General features: G+C 65.6%; 19 protein-coding genes. 7 read left to right on the top strand and 12 right to left on the bottom strand.

Annotated features, from left to right (window positions below):
• Positions 1 to 47: 47 nt before the first annotated feature.
• From ASC61_RS10605 to ASC61_RS10595, 3 genes are read right to left on the bottom strand one after another with little or no spacing between them, the layout of a single operon-like run.
• Positions 48 to 1,121: an ABC transporter permease gene (locus ASC61_RS10605; RefSeq protein ID WP_056211690.1), complete on the bottom strand. Its 1,074-nt coding sequence runs from the start codon at positions 1,119 to 1,121 to the stop codon at positions 48 to 50.
• Positions 1,108 to 2,673 (bottom strand): sugar ABC transporter ATP-binding protein, encoded by a 1,566-nt coding sequence (locus ASC61_RS10600; RefSeq protein WP_056211688.1) that lies wholly within the window; start codon positions 2,671 to 2,673, stop codon positions 1,108 to 1,110. The genes ASC61_RS10605 and ASC61_RS10600 overlap by 14 nt, the downstream gene beginning before the upstream one ends.
• Positions 2,670 to 3,734, bottom strand: coding sequence for a sugar ABC transporter substrate-binding protein (locus tag ASC61_RS10595; protein ID WP_056211687.1), 1,065 nt, complete (start codon positions 3,732 to 3,734; stop codon positions 2,670 to 2,672). Before ASC61_RS10595 ends, ASC61_RS10600 begins: the two co-directional genes overlap by 4 nt.
• 389 nt (positions 3,735 to 4,123) lie before the next feature.
• Here ASC61_RS10595 and ASC61_RS10590 point away from each other — a divergent pair, with 389 nt between their 5' ends.
• The 3 genes from ASC61_RS10590 (at position 4,124) to folP (ending at position 7,422) form a co-directional block, all read left to right on the top strand.
• Positions 4,124 to 5,500 (top strand): aminomethyltransferase family protein, encoded by a 1,377-nt coding sequence (locus tag ASC61_RS10590; RefSeq protein WP_056211685.1) that lies wholly within the window; start codon positions 4,124 to 4,126, stop codon positions 5,498 to 5,500.
• 85 nt (positions 5,501 to 5,585) lie between these two features.
• Positions 5,586 to 6,467 carry a bifunctional methylenetetrahydrofolate dehydrogenase/methenyltetrahydrofolate cyclohydrolase gene (locus ASC61_RS10585; protein WP_056211683.1) on the top strand — a complete coding sequence of 294 codons (882 nt, stop codon included), beginning with the start codon at positions 5,586 to 5,588 and terminating at the stop codon, positions 6,465 to 6,467.
• Between the two features lie 136 nt (positions 6,468 to 6,603).
• Positions 6,604 to 7,422: a dihydropteroate synthase gene (gene folP / locus ASC61_RS10580; protein WP_056215555.1), complete on the top strand. Its 819-nt coding sequence runs from the start codon at positions 6,604 to 6,606 to the stop codon at positions 7,420 to 7,422.
• Between the two features lie 110 nt (positions 7,423 to 7,532).
• On the opposite strand, the gene ASC61_RS19395 is transcribed toward folP, so the two are convergent.
• Complete coding sequence (locus ASC61_RS19395; RefSeq protein ID WP_082530596.1) at positions 7,533 to 7,913, bottom strand: hypothetical protein; 381 nt, start codon at positions 7,911 to 7,913, stop codon at positions 7,533 to 7,535.
• A 116-nt stretch (positions 7,914 to 8,029) separates the two neighbouring features.
• Between ASC61_RS19395 and ASC61_RS10570 the strand changes: the two genes are divergently transcribed.
• The 3 genes from ASC61_RS10570 to ASC61_RS10560 all read left to right on the top strand — a co-directional run bounded on the left by ASC61_RS10570 (position 8,030) and on the right by ASC61_RS10560 (position 11,411).
• On the top strand, positions 8,030 to 8,428 hold the full coding sequence (locus ASC61_RS10570) for a helix-turn-helix transcriptional regulator (RefSeq protein WP_157439449.1): 399 nt from the start codon (positions 8,030 to 8,032) through the stop codon (positions 8,426 to 8,428).
• Between the two features lie 88 nt (positions 8,429 to 8,516).
• A complete protein-coding gene (locus ASC61_RS10565) occupies positions 8,517 to 10,241 on the top strand; it encodes an AMP-binding protein (RefSeq protein ID WP_056211676.1) in 1,725 nt (574 codons plus the stop codon).
• A gap of 27 nt (positions 10,242 to 10,268) precedes the next feature.
• The gene (locus tag ASC61_RS10560; protein WP_056211674.1) at positions 10,269 to 11,411 is read left to right on the top strand and encodes an acyl-CoA dehydrogenase family protein; all 1,143 of its coding nucleotides are present in this window, start codon (positions 10,269 to 10,271) and stop codon (positions 11,409 to 11,411) included.
• 29 nt (positions 11,412 to 11,440) lie between these two features.
• On the opposite strand, the gene ASC61_RS10555 is transcribed toward ASC61_RS10560, so the two are convergent.
• The 6 genes from ASC61_RS10555 to ASC61_RS10530 all read right to left on the bottom strand — a co-directional run bounded on the left by ASC61_RS10555 (position 11,441) and on the right by ASC61_RS10530 (position 17,972).
• Positions 11,441 to 12,190 (bottom strand): SDR family NAD(P)-dependent oxidoreductase, encoded by a 750-nt coding sequence (locus tag ASC61_RS10555; RefSeq protein WP_056211672.1) that lies wholly within the window; start codon positions 12,188 to 12,190, stop codon positions 11,441 to 11,443.
• Positions 12,190 to 12,996, bottom strand: coding sequence for an enoyl-CoA hydratase/isomerase family protein (locus ASC61_RS10550; protein WP_056211670.1), 807 nt, complete (start codon positions 12,994 to 12,996; stop codon positions 12,190 to 12,192). Before ASC61_RS10550 ends, ASC61_RS10555 begins: the two co-directional genes overlap by 1 nt.
• A complete protein-coding gene (locus ASC61_RS10545) occupies positions 12,993 to 14,648 on the bottom strand; it encodes an AMP-binding protein (protein WP_056211669.1) in 1,656 nt (551 codons plus the stop codon). Before ASC61_RS10545 ends, ASC61_RS10550 begins: the two co-directional genes overlap by 4 nt.
• Positions 14,645 to 16,276 (bottom strand): CocE/NonD family hydrolase, encoded by a 1,632-nt coding sequence (locus ASC61_RS10540; RefSeq protein ID WP_235503615.1) that lies wholly within the window; start codon positions 16,274 to 16,276, stop codon positions 14,645 to 14,647. The genes ASC61_RS10545 and ASC61_RS10540 overlap by 4 nt, the downstream gene beginning before the upstream one ends.
• A gap of 173 nt (positions 16,277 to 16,449) precedes the next feature.
• The gene (locus tag ASC61_RS10535; RefSeq protein WP_056211664.1) at positions 16,450 to 17,076 is read right to left on the bottom strand and encodes a TetR/AcrR family transcriptional regulator; all 627 of its coding nucleotides are present in this window, start codon (positions 17,074 to 17,076) and stop codon (positions 16,450 to 16,452) included.
• Positions 17,077 to 17,138: 62 nt separating this feature from the next.
• Positions 17,139 to 17,972 carry an alpha/beta fold hydrolase gene (locus tag ASC61_RS10530; protein ID WP_056211662.1) on the bottom strand — a complete coding sequence of 278 codons (834 nt, stop codon included), beginning with the start codon at positions 17,970 to 17,972 and terminating at the stop codon, positions 17,139 to 17,141.
• A 114-nt stretch (positions 17,973 to 18,086) separates the two neighbouring features.
• Between ASC61_RS10530 and ASC61_RS10525 the strand changes: the two genes are divergently transcribed.
• On the top strand, positions 18,087 to 19,091 hold the full coding sequence (locus tag ASC61_RS10525; RefSeq protein WP_056211661.1) for a LacI family DNA-binding transcriptional regulator: 1,005 nt from the start codon (positions 18,087 to 18,089) through the stop codon (positions 19,089 to 19,091).
• A 156-nt stretch (positions 19,092 to 19,247) separates the two neighbouring features.
• Here ASC61_RS10525 and ASC61_RS10520 read toward each other — a convergent pair whose 3' ends face one another.
• Positions 19,248 to 20,675: a GH1 family beta-glucosidase gene (locus ASC61_RS10520; RefSeq protein WP_327019492.1), complete on the bottom strand. Its 1,428-nt coding sequence runs from the start codon at positions 20,673 to 20,675 to the stop codon at positions 19,248 to 19,250.
• Positions 20,668 to 21,543, bottom strand: coding sequence for an alpha/beta hydrolase (locus tag ASC61_RS20265; RefSeq protein WP_235503614.1), 876 nt, complete (start codon positions 21,541 to 21,543; stop codon positions 20,668 to 20,670). Before ASC61_RS20265 ends, ASC61_RS10520 begins: the two co-directional genes overlap by 8 nt.
• Positions 21,544 to 21,569: the final 26 nt, after the last annotated feature.

Genomic DNA, 21,569 nt, shown 5'->3' with positions numbered 1-21,569 from the left:
TGAAGTCAGGATAGTCTTTGCGACTGTCAAACGCGCGTCGACCCCGGTCAGCGGTGGGCGACGACTGATGGCGACCGATCGCCCGGCTCGGCCGGCGGCTCGGTATCGTCACCCTGCCGCGTGAACGGCAGCGCGCGTCGCACGGCGGCCGTACGAGCAGCCGTCTTCTCCCACTGTGACAGGCCGACGGCGCTCAGGAGCGCGACGCCGTTGAACAGGTCACTGATCCAGGGCTGGGCGCCGACAAGCTGGAGTCCCTTGATGCCAGTCGCCAGGACGTAGACCGCGAGCACGGTTCCCCAGACGTTGAACCGACCGCCTGCGAGCTGCGTGGACCCCAGGAAGACCGCGGTCAAGGCGGGCAGCAGCAGCCCCGGCCCCACGGTCGGTTCCCCCGTGTTGAGACGCGAGGTCAGCAGCACCCCCGCCATTGCCGCGATGATCCCGCCTGCGACCAGCGCACTGATGCGCAGCACGACCACGTTCACCCCCGCCAGGCGTGCACCGGCGGGGTTGTACCCGGCGGCATACATCCGACGACCTACGGGAGTTCGCTCCAACACGTACCAGACCACCAAGGCGAGCACGACCATGAGATACGTCGGGACCGTGATGCCGAAGTACGTACTGGTGGCGATCTCACGGAATCCGTCCTGCAGACCGATCACCTGCTTGCTCGAGGACATCCATGCCAGTCCGGCCAGCAGGATGGAGCTGAGACCGAGGGTGGCCACGAAAGAGTCGATCCGCCCTTTGGTGATGATCAGTCCGGAGACCAGGCCGATGAACGCCCCCGCCAGGAGGGTGAGGGAGATGGCAACGATGAACGGCATGTCCTGCTTCACCTGCAGCACCGCCACCAGTATTCCGGCGAATCCGATCTCAGCGCCGATGGCTAGGTTGAAGGAGCCCGTGGTCAGGGGGATCATCACACCGATCGCGGCGATGACGGTAATCGCCTGGGCGTCGAGCAACGTGCGCCACACTCCCTCCTGGAGAAAGGTCTCAGGGGTCACGATCGAGAACGTCGCGAAGATGACGATGAAGATATAGATGGCGCTGATGTTCCGGAATGACAGGGCGCGACGCCACCGCGTGGCGATCGAATCAGTGCTGGACATGTGGAGCTCCTCGGTTAGGGGTGATCGTGGTCGTGAGGCCGTATCCCTCGGCCACCAGTGCGGACTCGGTGAGTCCTTCTCCGGACAGCTCGTTGACCACCTCTCCGTTGCGCATCACCGCGACGCGGTCGCACAGGCGGACCAGTTCCTTGGCGTCTGAGGAGCAGACCAGGACGGCCATTCCCCTCGATGCCGCGGCATCGATCTCGCTGTAAATGAACTGCTTCGCGCCGATGTCCACGCCCTGGGTCGGCTCCTCGAGCAGCAGGACGCGCGGTTCGTTGCGCAGCCATTTCGCGAAGACGATCTTCTGCTGGTTGCCACCGCTGAACTGTGCGAACCGCTGCTCAGGTGCCGGGGGGCGTACGTCGTATCTTCGGGCCAGGTCGCCTGCGGTCGCCCGCTCGGCACGACGCCGCAGCGCTCCGAATCGGCCCGTGAACGGGCGGAGATCCGGCAATGTCATGTTCTCCCGAGCGTTCATCGTGGCTACGGCGCCGAGAGTGACCCGGTCACCGGCGACGAAGGCGACCCCTCGTCGCACGCTCTCCCGGGGCGATCGCCTGAGGTAGTCCCGACCGGCCACGCGGAACGATTCAGCTGATGCGGGAACGGCCCCGAACACCAACGACGGCAGCGTGTCTCGGCCAGACCCGAGCACCCCGGCGACGCCGACGACCTCCCCTTCGCGCAGGGCCAGGTCGAACCCGTGGACATGCGGCCCCGTCAGCCCCACGATGTCGAGAGCGATTTTTCCGAGCACGCGTTTCGGGCCGGATTCTGGACGATGGTGCAGGTCGGATCCGGTGACGTGCGTGACCAGAGTCTCGTGGTCCAGGTCGCGGGTCGGCAGGTCTGCGACCTTGCGGCCGTTGCGCAGCACGATCACACGATCGGCGAGCTCGAGGACCTCGTCGAGCCGGTGGGAGATGAACAAGACGCCTGCCCCGGTCGCGGCCGCGCGGCGCACGGCCCCAAACAGGACGTCGACCTCGTTGGCGTGCAGAGCTTCGGTGGGTTCGTCGAGGATCAGCACGTTCCGATCGTGCTTCCACCCGTCCAAGGCCCGGGCGATGGCGACGACGGAACGTTGAGCCGGCGCCAGCCGCGCGATCGGCACATCGACCTCAAATGGTATCCCGAAGCGGGAGATCAGGGTCTGGGCGTGGTCGCGCTCGCGAGACCGGTGATGAGGTGCCAGCCTCGATCGGCTGGGGTCGGGCGCAAGCCTGAGGTTCTCGACAGCGGTGAGCTCCGACACCAGCCCCAGGTCCTGGTGGATGACGTGCAGCTCGGTCCTCGTCCCCTCGTGCTCAGCGAGCTCGACCCGGCCACCGTCAGCCGCGTCCACGCCCGCCAGGATCTTGACGAGCGTGGACTTGCCTGACCCGTTGTGCCCGACGATCGCGACGATCTCGCCGCTGGCAATCTCAACAGAGACGCCGTCGAGCGCGCGGAGGCCGGGAAAGTCCCTGACGAGGTCGGTGACCCGCAGGAGGCGGACCGCATGCGGCCCGCCCCCCGCCGGCGACTCCGGAGAGGCAGTGGTCATCCCTTGCCCCACAGCTTGGCGAAGTCGGCCCGCATGCCCGGGTAGGCGACAAAGCCCTTGGGGTACTCCGCTGCCGACTTCTTGGTCAGAACTCGCGAGATCGCCTTGACCCACGGCTCCCAGTCGTCGTACGTGACCGTGACCCCTTGGCTGCGGCGAAGGCCCTCGTCGAGCATCAGCCAGGTGTATTCGTTGTAATCGACCGCGTAACCGGCGACCTGCAACCCCTTGGCGATCTGCTCGATGTTGGGCGGCAGCGAGGACTGCCCCATGCCCGGCACATCGATGCCGGCGAGATCCATCTTCGCCTTCAGACCGATCTGCATCTGGTCGGCCGGGGAGATGAAGAAGTCGGTGTCGGGGTGCGCCTGGAGGTCACTGATGATCGCGTCGCTGGCCGTCGTGTCCATCGTGGCGACGGGGATGTCGACGACTCGCAGCGAGCAGTCAGGGCAGTTCTTGGCCAGATAGGCCTTCGCGGCGTCCAGCTGTACCCCAGAGAAGGAGAACTCCGGGATGTTGTAGAACACGAAGTGGGTCCCGGTGCCGCATGTGAAGGTGATCGCTGCGGCGGCCAGCACCTTCCCGTTGACCTCTGACGCACCGTGACCGGACTGGGAGTCCAGCAGCCCGAACTTGTCCGCGTTGGTCGAGCCCGCGTACACGACGGTGGTACCAGCCTTCTTCAGCGCAGCGAGCTGGCTGCGGAAGAACGTCGCGTCCACCGCGGCCGCGATCAGGATGTCGGGGGCGTCGTCGGCCACTGTGCCCACCGCGGCGTTGATGCTCTGGGCATCGGTTCCGGTGTCGACCCGCTGCAGCTGCACGCCGGCCACCTTGCCCGCCTGCTTCAGGCTGCCCCAGATGATCGAGGCCACCGGAGTGCCGTTGTCGAGGTAGGCAACCGTCGTGCCGGGGTCGATCGGCTTCGGGAGCGGCGACGTGACCGGCAGGCTGGTCGCCTTCTCCTCGAAGGTCGAGATGAGGGACTTCGCAGCGTCGTGGTTGACGCCCTTGGCCGGCTGCGCCGAGCACTTTCCGTCAGCGTCTGGGTAGGACACCTTAGAGGAGCCTTTCGAGCTTCCTGAGGAGCTGTCGCCGGCAGAACACCCGGCGAGCCCCATCGCTGCCGCCAGGGCCAACGACACGACCAGAACTTGGGACCTACGTGCACGCATGGGGATCGCCTCCACAGTTTCGGTGCCCGCGTAGGTCTCTCGTTGCCTGCGCTGAGCCCGGCCGAATCCAGATTCAGATACTGACCGGTATTCACATGCCCGGCAGTACACCAGTACTACGACGTCCTGTCAATGGTCATGGAGGTGACCCTTGACATTCGGACCAGATTCCGAATACTTCTCGGTATCGCAGTAATCGGTCCACGACGGAGCCGACACAGCGATCCGGACGCGACGGCGCGATCCGCGAACGAACGACGATCGGACGAACGATGAGCAACGACGCCCCAGCTGTGACGAGCCTGCAGTCCATGATCGATGAGGCCGGCGGGCCCGTGCCCCTGCTGCGCAGCTCGGCACTGGGGCCATACCAGTTCCCCGGGATCCCACCAGAGTTCACCAACTGGCGTGACGAGGTGCGCGCATGGAAGGACGGCGTGGCCCTTCTGGAGCAGTCGTACCACATGACCGAGCTCCACCTGCGCGGATCGGGTGTCATCCCATTCCTCAAGGAACTTGCCGTCAACAAGCTGGATGTGTTTCCCGTTGGCCGAGGTAAGCAGCTGGTCCTGGCAGCACCAGATGGAAACCTCATTGCCGACGCGATCATTTTCCACGAGGAGGACGATTTCTACCGCGTCGTGGGCGCACCCTTCGCCAGTGATTGGCTCCTGTTCAACGCTGAGTCGACCGATCACGACGTGTCCGCGGAGAAGAACGACAACTGGTCGGTCCGCCAGGAATCGCGCGACGTGTTCCGGGTCCAGATCCAGGGACCGCAGGCGCTGGATCTCGTGGCCGAGGCGAACAAGGGCTCGGTTCCCGAGGTGTCATTCTTCGGCATCGGTGAACTGACCATCGCCGGCAAGTCCGTCCGCGCCCTGCGCCACGGGATGGCGGGGACGCCGGGGTTCGAGATCTACGGTGCATGGGACGACCAGGAGGCCGTACGCGCCGAGCTCGAGCGCATCGGGGCCCAGCACGGTCTGCGGAAGGTCGGCGCCTTGGCGTACTCGACGACGGCTCAGGAATCCGGCTGGATGCCGATGCCCTTGCCCGCCATCTACGGCGACGAGCGAATGCGCCCGTACCGCGAGTGGCTCAACAACTACTTCCTCGAGTCGATCGCGTCATTGGGCGGCAGCTTGGTGTCCTCCGACATCGAGGACTACTACGTCGACCCGATAGAGGTCGGCTACGGCCGCTTGGTCGACTGGGACCGCGACTTCGTCGGGCGCGACGCCCTCAAGGCGAAGGCAGCCGAACAGCGACGCACCAAGGTGACGCTGGAGTGGAACGACGAGGACGTCGCAGCAATCATCAGTGGCTCCCTCTTTGACGCCGGCCCTCGGCCGCGCTTTCTTGCGCTGCCGACTCCGATGTACGCAACCTTCGAGTCGGACTCGATCCTCAAGGGCGACGAGAATGTCGGCGTGTCCCAGTGGGCATCGTTCACAGCGAACGCCAACCGCCTCGTGTCCACGGCCCTGGTGGATCTGTCCGTTGCTGTGCCCGGAACCGAGCTCGTCCTGCAGTGGGGCGAGCCCGACACGCAGCGTCCGACCGTCGACGCGCACGAGGTCCGGCCCATCCGAGTGCGGGTCGCGCCGTCGCCGTACTACGAGAAGGTCATCAAGACCGGCAAGTGACACACGACCAATTGACGTTGCACGTAGGTTCGGTTCTTCGCCGAGCCTACGTGCTGCACCGCCGACGACAGGGAGCACGGATCACATGACCGCACGCACGTTGGACGGCGTCGAAACGGCCGCCGGGATCACCGAGGACCTGCGCCTCAGGGTTGCGGCCCTCGCTGCCCGCGGCGTGTCGGTGGGGATCGCGACCGTGCTGGTCGGCGATGATCCCGCCTCCCAGCTGTACGTCTCCATGAAGCACCGGCAATGCCAGTCGATCGGCATGCACTCCATACAACGAGAACTGCCTGCGAACGCCACGCAGCGACAGGTCGAGGACGTGCTAGACGAGCTGAACGGCGATCCGGCCTGCGACGGCTACATCGTGCAGCTACCCCTGCCAGACCACGTGGACACCGACGCCATCCTTGCGAGGATCGATCCCGCCAAGGACGCCGACGGGCTTCACCCCACCAACCTCGGGCGACTGCTGCTCAACGTCGGCCAGCCCGCAACAACACCGCAACCATGCACGCCGCGCGGGGTCATCGAGCTGTTGGAGCGAAACGGCTACGACCTTTCCGGCAAGCACGTCACAGTCGTGGGTCGAGGAGTGACGGTCGGCCGCTCGATCGGCTTGCTGCTCACCCGCCGCGACATCAACGCAACCGTGACGTTGACCCATACCGCCACCGTCGACCTGCATCGACACCTGCGCGCGGCGGACGTGATCGTGGCAGCCGCCGGCGTGAAGCATCTGGTCGGCCCCGCTGACGTATCCCCCGGGGCTGCGGTCGTGGACGTGGGCGTCACCCGCGAGCTCGATCCTGAAACCGGACGTCAGCGTGTCCACGGCGACGTCCATCCGGACGTTGCCGAGGTGGCCGGATGGATCTCGCCGAACCCCGGCGGTGTCGGTCCGATGACGGTGGCGTTGCTGATGTCGAACGTCGTCGAGGCCGCAGAGCGCTCCCTCGGCTGACCGATCCCCCGATCCGACACCACACCCCGAAGGCGGCCCGATGGACCCGACACTCCAGCTCGCGCCCGCCGAGGTGGCCAGCCGGTCCCCGGTCGCGCCACCCTTCCCCGGGTCTGCGGGCGGCCGATGCCTCGTCATGGGGATCCTCAACGTCACACCCGACTCCTTCTCCGACGGTCGGCGATACCTCGCCCTCGACAAGGCCATTGATCACGGCCTCGCGATGTCACGGTCGGGCGCGGACCTCGTCGACGTGGGAGGCGAGTCCACTCGGCCCGGTGCCATACGGGTCCCGGCGCACGAGGAGCTGCGCCGGGTACTGCCGGTTGTCAGGGCGCTCGCAGCATCAGGCGTGGAAGTCAGCATCGACACGATGCGCGCACATGTCGCCGCCGCTGCCATCGAGGCCGGAGCTACAGTCGTCAACGACGTCAGCGGCGGCCTCGCCGACCCGGACATGGCTCGCAGCGTCGCCGAGACCGAAGCGACCTACGTCGCGATGCACTGGCGGGCGCACAGCGTTCACATGCAACAGCACACCTCCTACGACGATGTCGTCGAAGACGTCCGCGACGCGCTCACGCGCCGCATGGAGGCCCTGGTCGACAGCGGAATCAAACCGGGCCGACTCGTGCTGGATCCTGGCCTTGGCTTCGCGAAGGACGCCGAACACAACTGGACGCTGCTGCGCGGCTTGGACCGCATCCTCGACCTCGGTCAACCAGTGCTGATCGGTGCCTCGCGAAAGTCCTTTCTCGGTCGGGCCGCAGCCTCGCCAAGCGCCGCCCTACCCCTGCCCGCCGAGCGGGATCACCTCACGGCCGCGGTAACCGCATTCGCTGCTGCCGCCGGTATCGCCTGCGTACGAGTACACGACGTCAGCGCGAGCCGGGACTCGATCACCGTCGCAGCCGCCTGGAAGACGCCCACTGGCGGTAGGGCGCGTGAGGAATGAATTGACATCTCCGCGCGTCGGCATCGACCTTGTTTCCCCGGCAGCCATGACGTAGCGTCGCAGCACTAACACGTGTGAGTTGGACCACTGTGTGGCTGCCGAGCCGAGTCTCAGGCTGCCGCGCGTGAAGGCTTGAACCGGGGGTCCACGCTGATGGCAAAGGAAAGGCGGCCGAGGGCATGAGTGACATCAGCGCGGCGTGCGGCATCATCGACGAGCTGCTGCCCGAACGCCTCGATCGATTGCAGCGCGTGAGTGGACTGCCAGTCGTTTTCGGAGGCACTCGACGGCGCGATCGCGCTGGCAACAGGCTGGTCATCAGTCGGCTGTCCGGGACGGTGGGCAACTCGCTCAGCACATTGGTCGTACGTCCCGGCGCAGGACTGGGTGGAGCCGTTCTGAGCCTGGGCGAGACTCGGCGCGTCGATGACTATGCGTCGGCCAGCACCATCACTCACGACTATGACCGCATCGTGGTCGACCAGGAGCACCTCACCTCCATCGTTGCCGTTCCCGTCATCGTCATGGCAGAGTCGAGGGCATCATCTACGGCGCAGTCCGCGACCGCGGCCCGATCGGCGATCGTTCCCTTCGGGCTGCGGAGGTGGTGGCAGATCTGCTCGGCCGCGACGTGGAGGAGCGTATGGCGGCGAGGTTTGGTCATCGTCCGCCTCTTAAGACCGATGCCCTGACGGAGCTCGCGGCCATCATTCGCGACACGGACGACGAGTTCTTGCGAAATCGGCTCGTCCGCGTACATCGAGAGCTCAGCGGCTCTGAGGCGTCCGAACTGCGAATCCTGGCGCCGACGCTGACCGTACGTGAGGCGGAAGTGCTGGAGCTCGCTGCGATCGGTGCCACCAACCTGGTCATTGCCGCTGAGCTCGGCATCGGGAGCGAGACCGTCAAGTCGTACCTTGGATCCGCGATGCGGAAGCTGGACGCGAGCAACCGCACAGCCGCCGTTTCCGCGGCCCGATCGTACGGTCTCATCAGCAACCGCTAGCTGTACTCGGCAGCTAGCTCACCGAGGCGACGACGGCCACCCCCATTCGGGGGTCCATTTGCACCCGGGTGTGGCGCAGACTGTGCGGATGTCCACCAACTTCGAGAACTATCGCGCCGCTCGTGACCAGCTCGTCGACCTCGCTGGCGACTACGAGTCCGCGATAAGCGACTTCGCATGGCCGGATGTTGGACCAACCTTCAACTGGGCCATCGACTGGTTCGACCAGATAGCGCTCGGCAACGACGGTCCGGCCCTCGTGATCGCAGAGACGGACGGGTCTGAGGACCGCGTGTCATTCGACGAGATGCGCCGACGGACCAACGCGATAGGGCGATGGTTCAGCGCACAGGGGATCCAACACGGTGACTCAGTCATCGTCATGCTCGGCAACCAGGTCGAGCTGTGGGAGTCGATGCTGTCGCTGATGAAGCTCGGTGCCGTCATCATGCCCACCACGACTGCGGTCGGACCGGCAGAACTGACCGATCGGATCACCCGCGGCGACGCGAAGCATGTCATCTGCAATGTCGAGGACACACCGAAGTTCGCTGACCTCGTCGGCGACTACACGCGCATCGCGGTGGGACCGCAGGACGGCTGGCTGGACCTGTGCGCCGGCCGGTCATTCGATGACTCACCTTTGCCGCATCCCGGAACGGCACCAGACGATCGTCTCTTGCTCTATTTCACATCGGGCACCACGAGCCGCCCGAAGCTTGTGGAGCACACGCAGGTCTCCTACCCCGTGGGCCACCTCACGACGATGTACTGGTTGGGCCTTCGCCCGGGCGACACTCACCTGAACATCTCGTCACCCGGTTGGGCCAAGCACGCATGGTCGTGCTTCTTCGCACCGTGGATCGCCGAGGCAACGATCTTCGTCTACAACTACGACCGCTTCGAGCCTGCAGCGTTGATGAACCAGCTGAGGACCAGCGAGGTCTCCACCTTCTGCGCTCCGCCGACCGTCTGGCGCATGCTGATCGGCAGCCAGATGGGTGACCGCCCGCCCGCATTGCGAGAGGTCATCGGGGCCGGCGAGCCGCTCAACCCAGAAGTGATCTCCAGAGTGCGCGATGCGTGGGGGCTGACCCTTCGTGACGGATTCGGTCAGACGGAGACGACGGCAGCTGTCGGCAACAGCCCGGGCGTTTCAGTGAAGCCTGGGTCAATGGGCAAGCCACTGCCCGGCGTGCCTGTCGTACTCGTCGACCCCGTGTCGGGAGAGCGAGTCGACAGGCCCGGCACAGAAGGCGAGATCTGCCTGGAACTCGAGGGGCCCGGAGGACGCCCGCTGCCGTTGATGACCGGCTACTTGGGTGATGCGGAGCGCAATGCCGAGGCGATGGTGAACGGGCTCTATCACACCGGAGACGTCGCGAACCGCGATGAAGACGGCTACATCACGTATGTCGGGCGAACCGACGACGTCTTCAAGGCGTCGGACTACAAGGTCAGTCCGTTCGAGCTCGAGAGCGTATTGATCGAGCACCCCGCCGTGGCAGAGGCGGCCGTCGTCCCCGCGCCAGATCCTGTCCGCCTTGCCGTTCCCAAGGCCTACATCGCCTTGGCGCACGGGTACGAAGCCAACGAGGAGACTGCCTTCGAGATCCTGAAGCACGCTCGCGAGAAGCTGCCGCCCTATCTCCGGGTGCGCCGGGTGGAGTTCTACGAGCTGCCGAAGACCATCTCCGGGAAGATTCGCCGAGTCGAGCTACGCGGGCGCGAACAGGAGCTCGCGGATTCGGGGCAATCAGCACCCCGCGAGTGGCGAGACGACCAGTTTCCCGAGCTCAAGTCCGTCGTCTAGGTCCATCGAGATCGACCGAGGAAGTCCATGCCTGCCACTCGTCTGATGCCGTCCGAGGAAGCCTCCGACCTGATCGCGTTGACCCGCGACATCGTCGCCAAGGAGCTGGCACCCAAGGTCGCGCAGATCGAGGCGTCGGGGGAGTTCCCGCGCGAGGTGTTCCGGACTCTGGGCCGCGCCGGCCTGCTGTCGCTGCCCTATCCCGAGGAGTTCGGCGGGGGCGGCCAGCCGTACGAGGTCTACCTGCAGGTTCTGGAGGAGATCGCAGCGGTGTCGGCGTCGGTCGGCGTGGGCGTCAGCGTGCACGCGTTGTCGTGCTTCGGGCTGTTCACCGCCGGCACCGACGAGCAGCGCAAGCAGTGGCTGCCCGAGATGCTGTCGGGTGAGCAGCTCGGGGCGTACTGCCTGTCGGAGGCGCACGCGGGATCGGACCCGGCGGCGATGAGGACACGTGCGGTCCGCGACGGCGACTCGTACGTGCTCAACGGTGCGAAGGCGTGGACCACGCACGGCGGCAAGGCCGACTTCTACAAGGTCATGGCTCGTACGTCCGACGATGGCGGTCGCGGGATCTCCTGCTTCCTCGTGCCGGCGGACACACCGGGGCTGACCGCGGACCACCCGGAGCAGAAGATGGGCCTGATGGGCTCGACCACCGCGACGATGCTGTTCGATGACGTCCGCATCCCGGCCGAGCGCCGGCTCGGCGACGAGGGCCAGGGCCTGCCGATCGCCCTGGCGGGCCTGGACTCGGGACGCCTGGGCATCGCCGCCGTCGCGACCGGACTGGCGCAGGGTGCCCTGGACGCCGCGATCGCGTACGCCAAGGATCGCCAGACGTTCGGCAAGGCGATCATCGACCATCAAGGGCTGGGCTTCGTGCTCGCCGACATGTCCGCCGCGGTCGAGTCGGCGCGGGCGACCTATCTGGCGGCGGCCCGGATGAAGGACGCCGGACAGAAGTTCTCCCGGCAGGCGTCGATCGCCAAGCTGGTGTGCACCGACAACGCCATGAAGGTCACCACCGACGCCGTGCAGGTGTTCGGCGGCGCCGGCTACACCCGCGACTTCCCGGTCGAGCGCTACATGCGCGAGGCCAAGGTCATGCAGATCTTCGAGGGCACCAACCAGATCCAGCGCCTCGTCATCGCCCGCGACCTCGCCCGCTGACCGTCCGGTCGCATGGTCCAGACGCCGAGTCAGCGGATCGACGAGCCGATGCCGATGCCGCCGTCGACGTCGAGCACGACGCCCGTGATGTAGCCGGCTTCAGCCGAGCACAGAAATGCAGCGGCTGTTGCGATGTCGGACGGTGCGCCGGTCGTGCCGAGTGGAACCTTGGCGACGAGCTTCTCCCTGGCCCGGTCATTCATCGAGGCGAGCATGGGGGTCTCGATCAGTCCTGGCGCAATGGCGTTCGCTGTCACGCCATGCTTGGCGCCCTCCAACGCAAAGCCGCGCGTGAAGCCCACGACTCCCGCCTTCGCGGCGACGTAGTTGAGCTGCCCGAAGTTCCCTCGCCAGCTCATCGACGAGAAGGAGAGCACGCGGCCGTATGAGCGCGTCTTCATGTGCGCGAAAGCAGCTTGGGAGCAGTAGAACGCAGCGTCGAGACTGACCGCCATGACGGCCCGCCAGTCCTCGACAGTGATGTTCTCGACGCGGTTGTCGCGGATCACACCGGCATTGTTGACGAGGACGTCGATCCGCCCCTTATCGCCGGCAACCCGGTCGACCCAGATCCGGGCGGCAGCCGGGTCGGACACATCGACGCGGTCGTACGAGATCGCATCCGGGTGCGATGCGACGACCTCCTGCGCCACCTGGTCGTTGAGGTCGGCGAAATGAACGGACGCCCCCTCAGACGCGAAGCGCTCGACCATCGCGCGGCCCAGACCTTGAGCGCCACCGGTCACCAATACGACCTGCCCAGTGAAACGACTGTCCATCACGACGCCTTTCCATTCTTGTCGAGCAGCACTCGAAGCGTCTCGGAGAGGTTCTGGTCGATCCAGTGCTCGACGAACGCATCGAGCTCAGCGTCACGGTCAGCTGCAGAGGGAGCCGGAACATGACGGTGCAACAGCTGCTTGTACGTCGAGCTGGCCACCGGCGACGCCCGGACGAGGGCCTCGGCAACCGTGGAGTATTCGAATGAGAGCTCGCTGGCGGGCACGACGCGCTTCAACCAGGTGACAAACACCTGGTCGGTGGCGGGCAACAGCTCCCCGGTCAATGCAAGCCACGCAGACGGGCCGCGCCCGATCGCTCGTTCAAGTCTCGCGCTGGCCCCGCCGCCCGGGATGAGGTTGTTGGTCACGTGCCCGTCGCCAATCCGAGTGTCGGCAGCCGCGATCACCACGTCACAGGCGAGCGCGAGCTCAAGTCCGCCGGCAACCGCGTGCCCGTGGAGCGCCGCCACGAAGGCAATGGGAGACTGCTCCATCGCGATCGTGAGGTTCCAGATGCTCTCCAACAACTCGCGCGGCGTCTCGCCCTTTGAGGCATCGTGAGATTGAAGGAAGCGGAGATCGGCACCCGCGCAAAAACTGAGTCCGTTGCCGGCGATGACGACCACCTGTGTTCCGTCGGCCTCAGCCTTTCGGAGCGCGTCGTGAAGGGCATCGACCAGCGCCGGGTTGAGGGAGTTTCTCGACTCCGGCCGATTCAGTGTCCATACCTGGGCCGTATGAGGCACGGTCGTGCCGACCAAAGGTGACAGGGCAAGGCCCTCCACCAGAAGCTCGCGCGTCATTCGGGCGGGTTCTGCGCGAGAGCGAGCTGGTTCCGCAGGACCGAGCGCTGCACCTTGCCGCTGGGTGTCTTGGGCAGCGCCTCGACGAAGCTGATGCGCCGCGGGTACGCGTGAGCGCCGTAGTTCTCCTTGACCCAGTCCTGCAGCTCGGCCGTGAGCAGCGCCGCCAACTCATCATCGAGGCGTCCGGGCGCCGCACGTACGACAAACGCGTGGATGACCTCACCCCTCACCTCGTCGGGGCTGGCGACAACCGCGACCTCCGCGACTGCAGAGTGGGTGAGCAGGACGCTCTCGACGTCGAACGGGCCGATGCGATAGCCGGCCATGAGGATGACGTCGTCATCGCGCGACGAGAAGTGCATCAGTCCGTCGATGTCGACTGAGGCCAGGTCTCCGCTCAGGTAGTAGCGACCATCTCCGGTGAACTTGCCCCCGAGAACGTCTCGCTGCACGCCATACCCGGTGAATGTCAGGTACGGGCTGGCGTGGACATCGACGGCCAGCCGTCCGACCTCGTCGATCGCAGCGACCTGCTCGCTGTCAGGCTTCAGTACGGCCAACGTCCAGCCCGGCAATGCGCTTCCCATGGCGCTCGGGACCGGTTCCGTGCGCAGATCCGGATGATGTGCGAAACCGGCTGGCATTCCGACCTCGGTCTGACCGAAGTGGTCGTGGACGTCAGCATCGAACCGGTACCGGGTCCAGGCACCGACCTCGGGCGTGAGCGGCTCGCCAGCACTCGACAGCTGGCGGAGGCTGGGGAGCTCATGGCCGGGGTCCGCCGCGCGCAGTGCGCGATAGACCGTGGGTGCCGCGGCGAAGTCAGTGACGTTGACGGCCCGCAACACCTCCCAGGTCAGCTCCGGCTTGAACGTACCGCAGGTCATGATGCTCGGGATCCCCGTCGCCAGCGGCCCGACGATGGCCACATAGAGTCCGTACGCCCAGCCGGGATCGGCTGCGCACCAGAAGTTCTCGCCCGGTGCAAGTGCCAGCTCGAGGTACGACTGCCAGCCCGCCGCGTAGCCCAGCGGGTGCACCACAGCCTTCGGCTTGCCCGTCGTTCCGGACGTGAACATGTGCACGATCGGCGCCTCGGGCCCGCCAACAGGTTCCGCGAGTGTGACGTTCGGCTGAGCCTCGAGCTCTGCCGTGAAGTTGTGCACGCCTGGCGGAACGTCGGTGGACTCCTCCACGTGGGCGAGCAGCACTGTGCAAGGAAGCCCGAAAGTCTTGGCCAGCTGGGATGAATCGGTGACGATGACGCGCGCCTCGGATTCGGCGACGCGATCAGCCACCGTGGTCGCCGCGAAGGCTGTGAACAGCGGCACGTAGACGGCGCCCAGTCGCCAGATCCCCAGGATCAGCACCGGCAGCTCAGGCCCCTTGCCCAACAGGCTCGCGACACGATCGCCTGCCTGGACCCCATGGCTCACGAGGACGGCAGCTGCTCGCTGCGACCGATCCTTGAGATCGCCGTACGTCATGACCTCCTCCGAGAGGTCCTCACGGATGAATCGAAAGGCGATCCCCTCGGCGGGATGACGATCGCACAGCAGCCATGCAGCCGACGCCGCCGGAGAGCCGAACTCCGACAGGATCTCTGCAGCGCGTGGATGCAGGGTTGCTCCAGCAACAGATGAGGTCATGACGGCACGACCGGCAGGATGATCCGCGAGGGCCGCACCGCGTCACGGAAGATCGTTTGGTGCGCCACGCGGAAGGTCGTGGCCTCCTCGGGCTTCTCACCCGTATTGGGATTGCGATCCCAGCGAGGGAAGTTGCTCGACGTCACGTGCACGCGGATTCGGTGCCCTGCCAGGAAGACGTTGCTGGTCGACCACAGGTCGATGTCGTGTTCGGCAGCCTCGCCGGGCCGGGTCGTCACCCGAAGGATGCCGTCGGCGATGTTGCGGGAGACACCAGCTTCATCGACGTCGCACAGTCGTACGACCCAGTCCGTGCTCGGACCATCTGTGGCCGCCCAGAGCCGAACGCGAACCCGTCCGGTGACCTCCAGATCGGCGTCAAGGGGTTCCGTTGTGTAGACGAGCACATCGTCTCTCTGCTCGGCGACACTCTGGTCGAATGGGCCGGCTGGAAACTCCGGAACCATGACCAGCGTCCCGCCTCGGGTGATGACCGGATCGCTCGGGTCGAAGTCGTACTCGTCGCCCTCGTCGCCCTCCGGAGGTGTCCCTTGGTCGAGGTGACCGTCAGGATGCAGGTACCAGGGCGTCTCGACCGCCCGGCCGAGCGGCCATTCGGACTCATCTCGCCAGACGTTCTTTCCCATCACGAAGATCTTGACCGGAAGCTGATCGAGCTCGCCGCTGTCAGACGGCTTCAACCAACGGTCGAACCACCCGAGCTGAAGCTCGGTGGTGTTCGTGTGTCCCTGAACCATCATCGGGGACGAGGTGAGACCGAAGTTGACATCGCCCGTCTTGCCGAGCGCGACGCCGCTGATGGACTCATGCGACCAGGGACCGACAACCAGCTGGGCCGGCACACCCTTGGCCGCCATGGCTTCGTAGTTGTCGAGCGAACCCTGCAGGAAGATGTCGTACCAGCCCGCGAAGTTCAGCGACGGGACGTTGACCTCGGCGTCCTGCCCGGCGATGCGGCTGAACTCCACGGTGTGAGGCTCCTTGAGCACTCGCTCAGAGCCCAGGTCTGGGCCTGCATACCGTGCGATCGCGGGCATCGCGCCCGACGGCAGCTCCCAGTATGCGCGGCTCGCGAGCTCGTCGAAGTCCGAGAGCAACGTTCGGCTCGCGGCAGCGAGATCTTCACCCTCATGCTGCCGGGGCAGGTGGGCTGCGCCGGTCAGGAGGGTCCACGGAACGCTGAGGCCGAGCTCGAGTGCGCCCCCACGCTGAAAGAGGCCGTCAAGCGGGTCTCGCCACGTGACCATCGGCGCGATCGCACGCAACGCGGGAGCCCCGGCAATGGCCGCGCTCCACTGCGTGCTGCCCGTGTAGCTGCCGCCGATCATGCCGACATCACCGGTGCTGTACGGAAGGTCTGCCGCCCACGCCACGGAGTCGAAGCCGTCAGCCCGCTCATGCTCCCACGGCATCCAGTCGCCCTCGGAGGCGAACCGTCCACGGGTGTCTTGGTGAATCACGACGTAGCCGCGAGCGTTCGCGGTCCAGATGTCCAACAAGAGGGCGACGTTCCGCTTCCCATACGGGGTGCGATGCAGGAGTACCGGGAACTCGCCCTCCTCGTCGGGCCGATACACGTCCGCGCGAAGAACGGTGCCATCTCTCATCGGTACCGGTACATCGAACTCGACGCGCGATTTCGTGGTCATGTGTCTTCTTTCGAGACTGCGACCGGCCGGGGCTGACGTCGCAAACAGTGGGTACGTACATGGGTACTATATGAGTGTCTCTTGTTCCGCACAAGAGTACGAACTATTCCAATCCACCCCACTGATCGACGTCAGTCCGTGGTCTGCAGGCCGTTCAGGATCAGGTCGCCGAGCTCGGAAAAGGCCTGCCCAGGCGTCAAGTCCGAGCCTTCGAGAAGCTGACCGGAGTGGATCCCCTCGATCGCGAGGCCGACGAGCTGAGCTGCGAAGACGCCGTGCACCTGACGGAAATATCCATCCTCGACGCCGGCTGCGATGAATTCGCGGACACGCTTGGTTGCCGTTGCCGCGTTGTCGGAATAGACGTCAGCTGTCGGCTTGTAGGAAATCATGTCCTCATAGAAGCGGGGGGACATCGAGCCCATTGCTTCACCGACGCCCTCCAGGTATCGCTGAATCAACTTCCTCGAGTCATTCTCCACGGCGATCGCCTCTTCGATCTTGGCGGCCGATGAGGCGAAGAAGCGCTTGGTGATCCTCAGGACGAGCTGTTCCTTGGAGCCAGCGATCGCGTAGAGGGTTGCCTTCGAACAGCGGAGACGCTTCGAGAGGTCGTCCACGCCGACGCTGGTGAAGCCCTCCTGGAAGAAGATCTCGGCGACGTCACGCAACAACTCCTCCTGCCGGCCGTTGTCGACGGATCGGCGACGAGGGGTCCGAATGGCAGATGAGCCGACGCGATTCGCTGCGTTCGTCAACGGGCCTCCTGAGTCGGACCGTGAGACTTTTATGGAGCCCACAAGCCTGTATGTTGTACTGGCTAGAGTACCCGAGCACGCTGGATGTTTGCCAGAATGCGGTTGGTGATCTCGGGCCAGAGCTCTCGCGGAAGGTCATGACCCATTCCGTCGACCAGCCACAGCTCACTGTCGCGGATCAGCTCGTGCAGCTCGATCGATCCGGTCTCGGCAATCAGCCGGTCGCTGGTGCCGTGGATCAGGAGTGTCGGCACTGCTACCGCGGCGATACCCGCAAGATCCATCGTGTCACCGAACAAGGCGCGGGCCTGTCGGACGACCCCATCCGGGTCGTAGCAGCGATCCCACATCAGCCCACCCAGCTCGCGCTTCCATGCCTCGTCGAACGAGTAGCTCCTCGACGCACAGGTGCGCTCCTGCTCGATGTGCACCTCGATCGCCTCATCGCGACTCGAGGCATGTCGGACGGCTTGCAGGGTCTCGACACCGCGGTCAGATCCCGCGAGATGCCGAGCCGAAGTCGCGGTGTAGAGCAGCGCCATGCTCGCCACGTCGTGCGGGTGACGCGTCACGAGATGCTGAGCCAGCATGCCGCCCAGGGACTGACCGACGATGTGAACAGGTCCAGCGCCGAGGTGCTCGATGAGCTCATGCACGTCATCGGCCATGTCGCCCAGTCCGTACGTTTGGTCGGGGTAGTGCTGCGAGAGACCCACATCTCGGTTGTCGAACCGAATGACTCGAAATCCTTCATCGAGCAATGACTGACAGAACCCATCACGCCATCCGTGCAGATGGGCGCCGAGACCCTCGATGAGCACGACGGGCGTGCCGTCGAGCGGACCGCGAGCATCGAAGAAGGTGACGCCCCCGTCCTTCTTGATCATCTCGGGCATCGGACTCCTTCACCGCATCTGGCCGACAACGACGATACGAGTTAGTAACTCGTGTCAGCAATGTAGTCTGGGACATGCAGTCTGGCAAGGCTGCATCGAGCAGAAGGGCGTGCCGTGCCCCCAAGGCAGCACCGCAAGGTCAGCGGCAAGGACGTCGCCGAGGCGGCTGGCGTCTCGCGTACGACCGTGAGCTTCGTCCTCAATGATCGACCCAACAGCGCGATCCCGGAGGAGACCCGCCGCCGCGTCCTGACAGCCGCCGAGGCGCTCGGGTACGCGCCGTTACCTGAGGCCAGAGCCCTGAAAATGGGTCACAGTGACGTCGTGCTGTGCCTCCTTCCTGACTGGCCCATCACCGGGCCGCTCGGCGTCCTGCTCGAGAGCCTCAGTGCACGCCTCGCGGACTCCGGGTTGACGATGCTGGCTCATCAGCGAAGGCCCGACGACGATCTGAGCCAGGTGCTTGGCGCCCTCACGCCGACGACGATCGTCGCCATGTGCGACCTGAGCGAGATCGAGGTCTCCTACGCTGAAGCCCGCGGCATTTCACTCGTCGCGTTCATGGGCGACGTGCCTGGCCGGCCAGACCTTGCCGGGCTACGACAGTCGGACATCGGCCGACTGCAGGTCGCGGCTCTCGTGGATCGCGGGCACGCGTCGGTGGCCTACGTCCTTCCGCACGACCGGAACCTGGATTGGTTCAGCGAACCTCGCCTCGAAGGGGCGCGCGAGGAGGCGCAGCGACGAAATGCGGATCTCATCGAGTACCGCGACGTCGACAACGGCGGCGCCCGCCTCGCCACATGGGTCATCTCTGCGGCACGGGATCGGGTCACCGGGATATGTGCCTACAACGACGAGGTGGCCCTCTCCATCCTGATGGCTGCCCACGGAGCCGGAATCGCCGTGCCAGAGGATGTCTCACTGATCGGCGTGGACGACTCCTGCTTCACTCGGATGACCCGGCCGCCGCTCAGCTCCGTCGGATTCGGCCTCGGCGTCGAGGTTCAGCGACTCGCCGCCCTGATCACTGAATCCGGAACTGAGGTCCGTGGGTCCGACGAGATCCTGCAGCTCCAGATCCGGCAATCGGTGCAAGACCTGTCGGCCACACCCTGAGCGGAACTCGGACGCGGGTCGCCGATCCCACCTTTCGGGCCGACCGATGGGTAGCCGGCTGCGCGACTCACAGTGCTATTCGTGCCCTATGAAGTCGGGCGGCGCCACCCCACTGGAGGAAGAGACGGCGCCGCCCAGAATGTGGGTGCCCGATGGCTAGTTGTGTTCGACGAGGGGCCGGCTGCGAGGCTGTGACGAGATGACATCTGCCAGCCACGTGCCGCTGTCCTTGACGGTGCGCTCCAGGGTCTCGTAGTCGACTCGGATGATGCCGAACCGCTTTGCGTATCCCAAGGCCCACTCGAAGTTGTCGATCAGGGACCACACGAGATAGCCCCGCAGGTCGACGCCGCGGTCGATGGCTCGCAGAGCCGCGTCGAAGTGCTGGCTGAGGTAGGCGACGCGGTCCTCGTCGTGGACCGCCCCCCGCTCCTCGACATCATCGAAGGCAGCCCCGTTCTCGGTGACCATCAGTGGCAGGTCGGGGAATTCCGTGCTCAGTGACACGAGCAGCGTCTCCAGCCCCTCAGGCACGATCCCCCACCCCATCGCAGTGCGTGACCGTCGCGTGGGTACGAATTCGACGTTGCGGCTCCCGGGCCACGCAGTCGGGTTGTCGTCGCCGGCATGGTCTCGCATCCGGACCTCGTCGGAGGAGTAGTAGTTCAGGCCCAGCACATCGATGGGCTGGTTGATGAGCGCAAGGTCACCCGGCTCGACGAAGGACCAGTCGGTGATGCCCTGCGTGTCGCTCACAAGCCGATCGGAGAGCCGGCCGTTCAGCATCGGGTCGAGGAAGGTCCGGTGTGTGAGCGCGTCGATGCGTGCGATGGCCTCCGGCGAGGTCGAGTCGACGGGCTCCAAGCCATGGAAGTTGAGCGTGACCGAGTACTGCGCCGACGGATCGGAGACCGAATCGCGCAGTGCGCTCAAGGCCAGCCCGTGCGCGAGGTTGAGGTGGTGACTCGCCGTCAGCGCAGCGAGATCGTCGGTGCGACCGGGAGCGTGCTCCCCCGACGCGTATCCCATGAAGGCGGAGCACCACGGTTCGTTGAGGGTCGTCCACATCGCCACTCGATCGCCCAGCGCATTGCCCATGATCGAGGCGTACTCGGCGAACCGGTACGACGTGTCGCGCTCCGGCCAGCCGCCCGCGTCCTCGAGCGCTTGCGGCAGGTCCCAGTGATAGAGGGTGGCAATGGGCGTGATGTCGCGTTCGCGCAGGCCGTCGATCAGACGAGAATAGAAGTCGATGCCCAGCAGATTGGCCGGGCCTGACCCGTCGGCCTGGATGCGCGGCCACGAGACGGAGAACCGATAGGCCTGCAGCCCCAAGGACTGCATGAGATCGAGATCGTCGTTCAACCGGTTGTAGTGGTCCGCCGCGACGTCGCCGGTGTCGCCGCCCATCGTCCGGCCAGGCGTGTGACTGAAGACGTCCCATATCGAAGCGCCCCGACCGTCGGCATCGTGAGCGCCCTCGATCTGATAGGCCGCGGTGGCTGCCCCGAGAACGAAGCCGGGTGGAAAGATTCGACGAGGCGTCTCGGACCTCGCCGCCAGGTCCCGCTGCGCGTCACTCAACGTGCGCTGCTTCTGCGGTCTCGATCGCGTCGCTGTTGGCCAGCCGCAGCGTGGCAATGGCTTCGTCACGCCAGATGCGCGCGATCTCCATCGTCTTCGTGATCCCGGCGGACGAGTGCACGTGACCGGCATGCATCGCAACGGTCACTGGTACGCCGGCCTCCCGCAACTTGCGGGCGTACTCCGCTCCGTCGTCGCGAAGCATGTCGTACTCGGCCGTCATGATGTGCGCGGCAGGCAGGCCCGACAGGTCCGACGAGTGCAGTGGCGACACGTACGGGTTCGTGACCAGCTCCGGGTCGGGGAGGTACATGATGCGCAGTGCCTCGACATCCTTCTTGTGGAGGGCATAGCCGTCGTACTCCGTGTGCGACGGCAGGCTCAACGTGAGGTCGAGGCTGGGTACCTCGAGGAGCTGGAACGCGATCGACGGTCCACCTTCGTCGCGAACCTTCAGCGCCAGGGCAGCTGCGAGGTTGGCCCCGGCAGATCCCCCACCGATGGTGATCGCGTCAGTACGCACCTCGAGCTCATCGGCGTTCGCGACGACCCAGTCGAGGACGGCATGGCAATCGTTGAGTGCCACCGGGAACTTGTGCTCTGGCGCCAACCGATAGTCCACAGACACAACCACACACGAAGCTCCGATGCACCGCTCCCTCGCCAGGATGTCCACTCCCGGCTCGCCAGCTGATCCAGCCACCCAGCCACCGCCGTGGAAGTACAGATGGACGGGATGAGGTCCAGGCTCGAAGGGCTGATAGACGAGGACCTCGATGGCACCTCCGGCCACGTCAACCAGGTGTGCTCGGCGCTCGCGCACCTCCGGACCGGGCTCAGCCAACGCATCGACCAGACCTTCGACCATCGCAATGGCCTGTGCACGAAATTCTG

The sequence above is a fragment of the Aeromicrobium sp. Root344 genome (assembly GCF_001425755.1).
GTDB lineage: Bacteria > Actinomycetota > Actinomycetes > Propionibacteriales > Nocardioidaceae > Aeromicrobium.
This window is presented reverse-complemented; position numbering and strand designations above follow the sequence as displayed.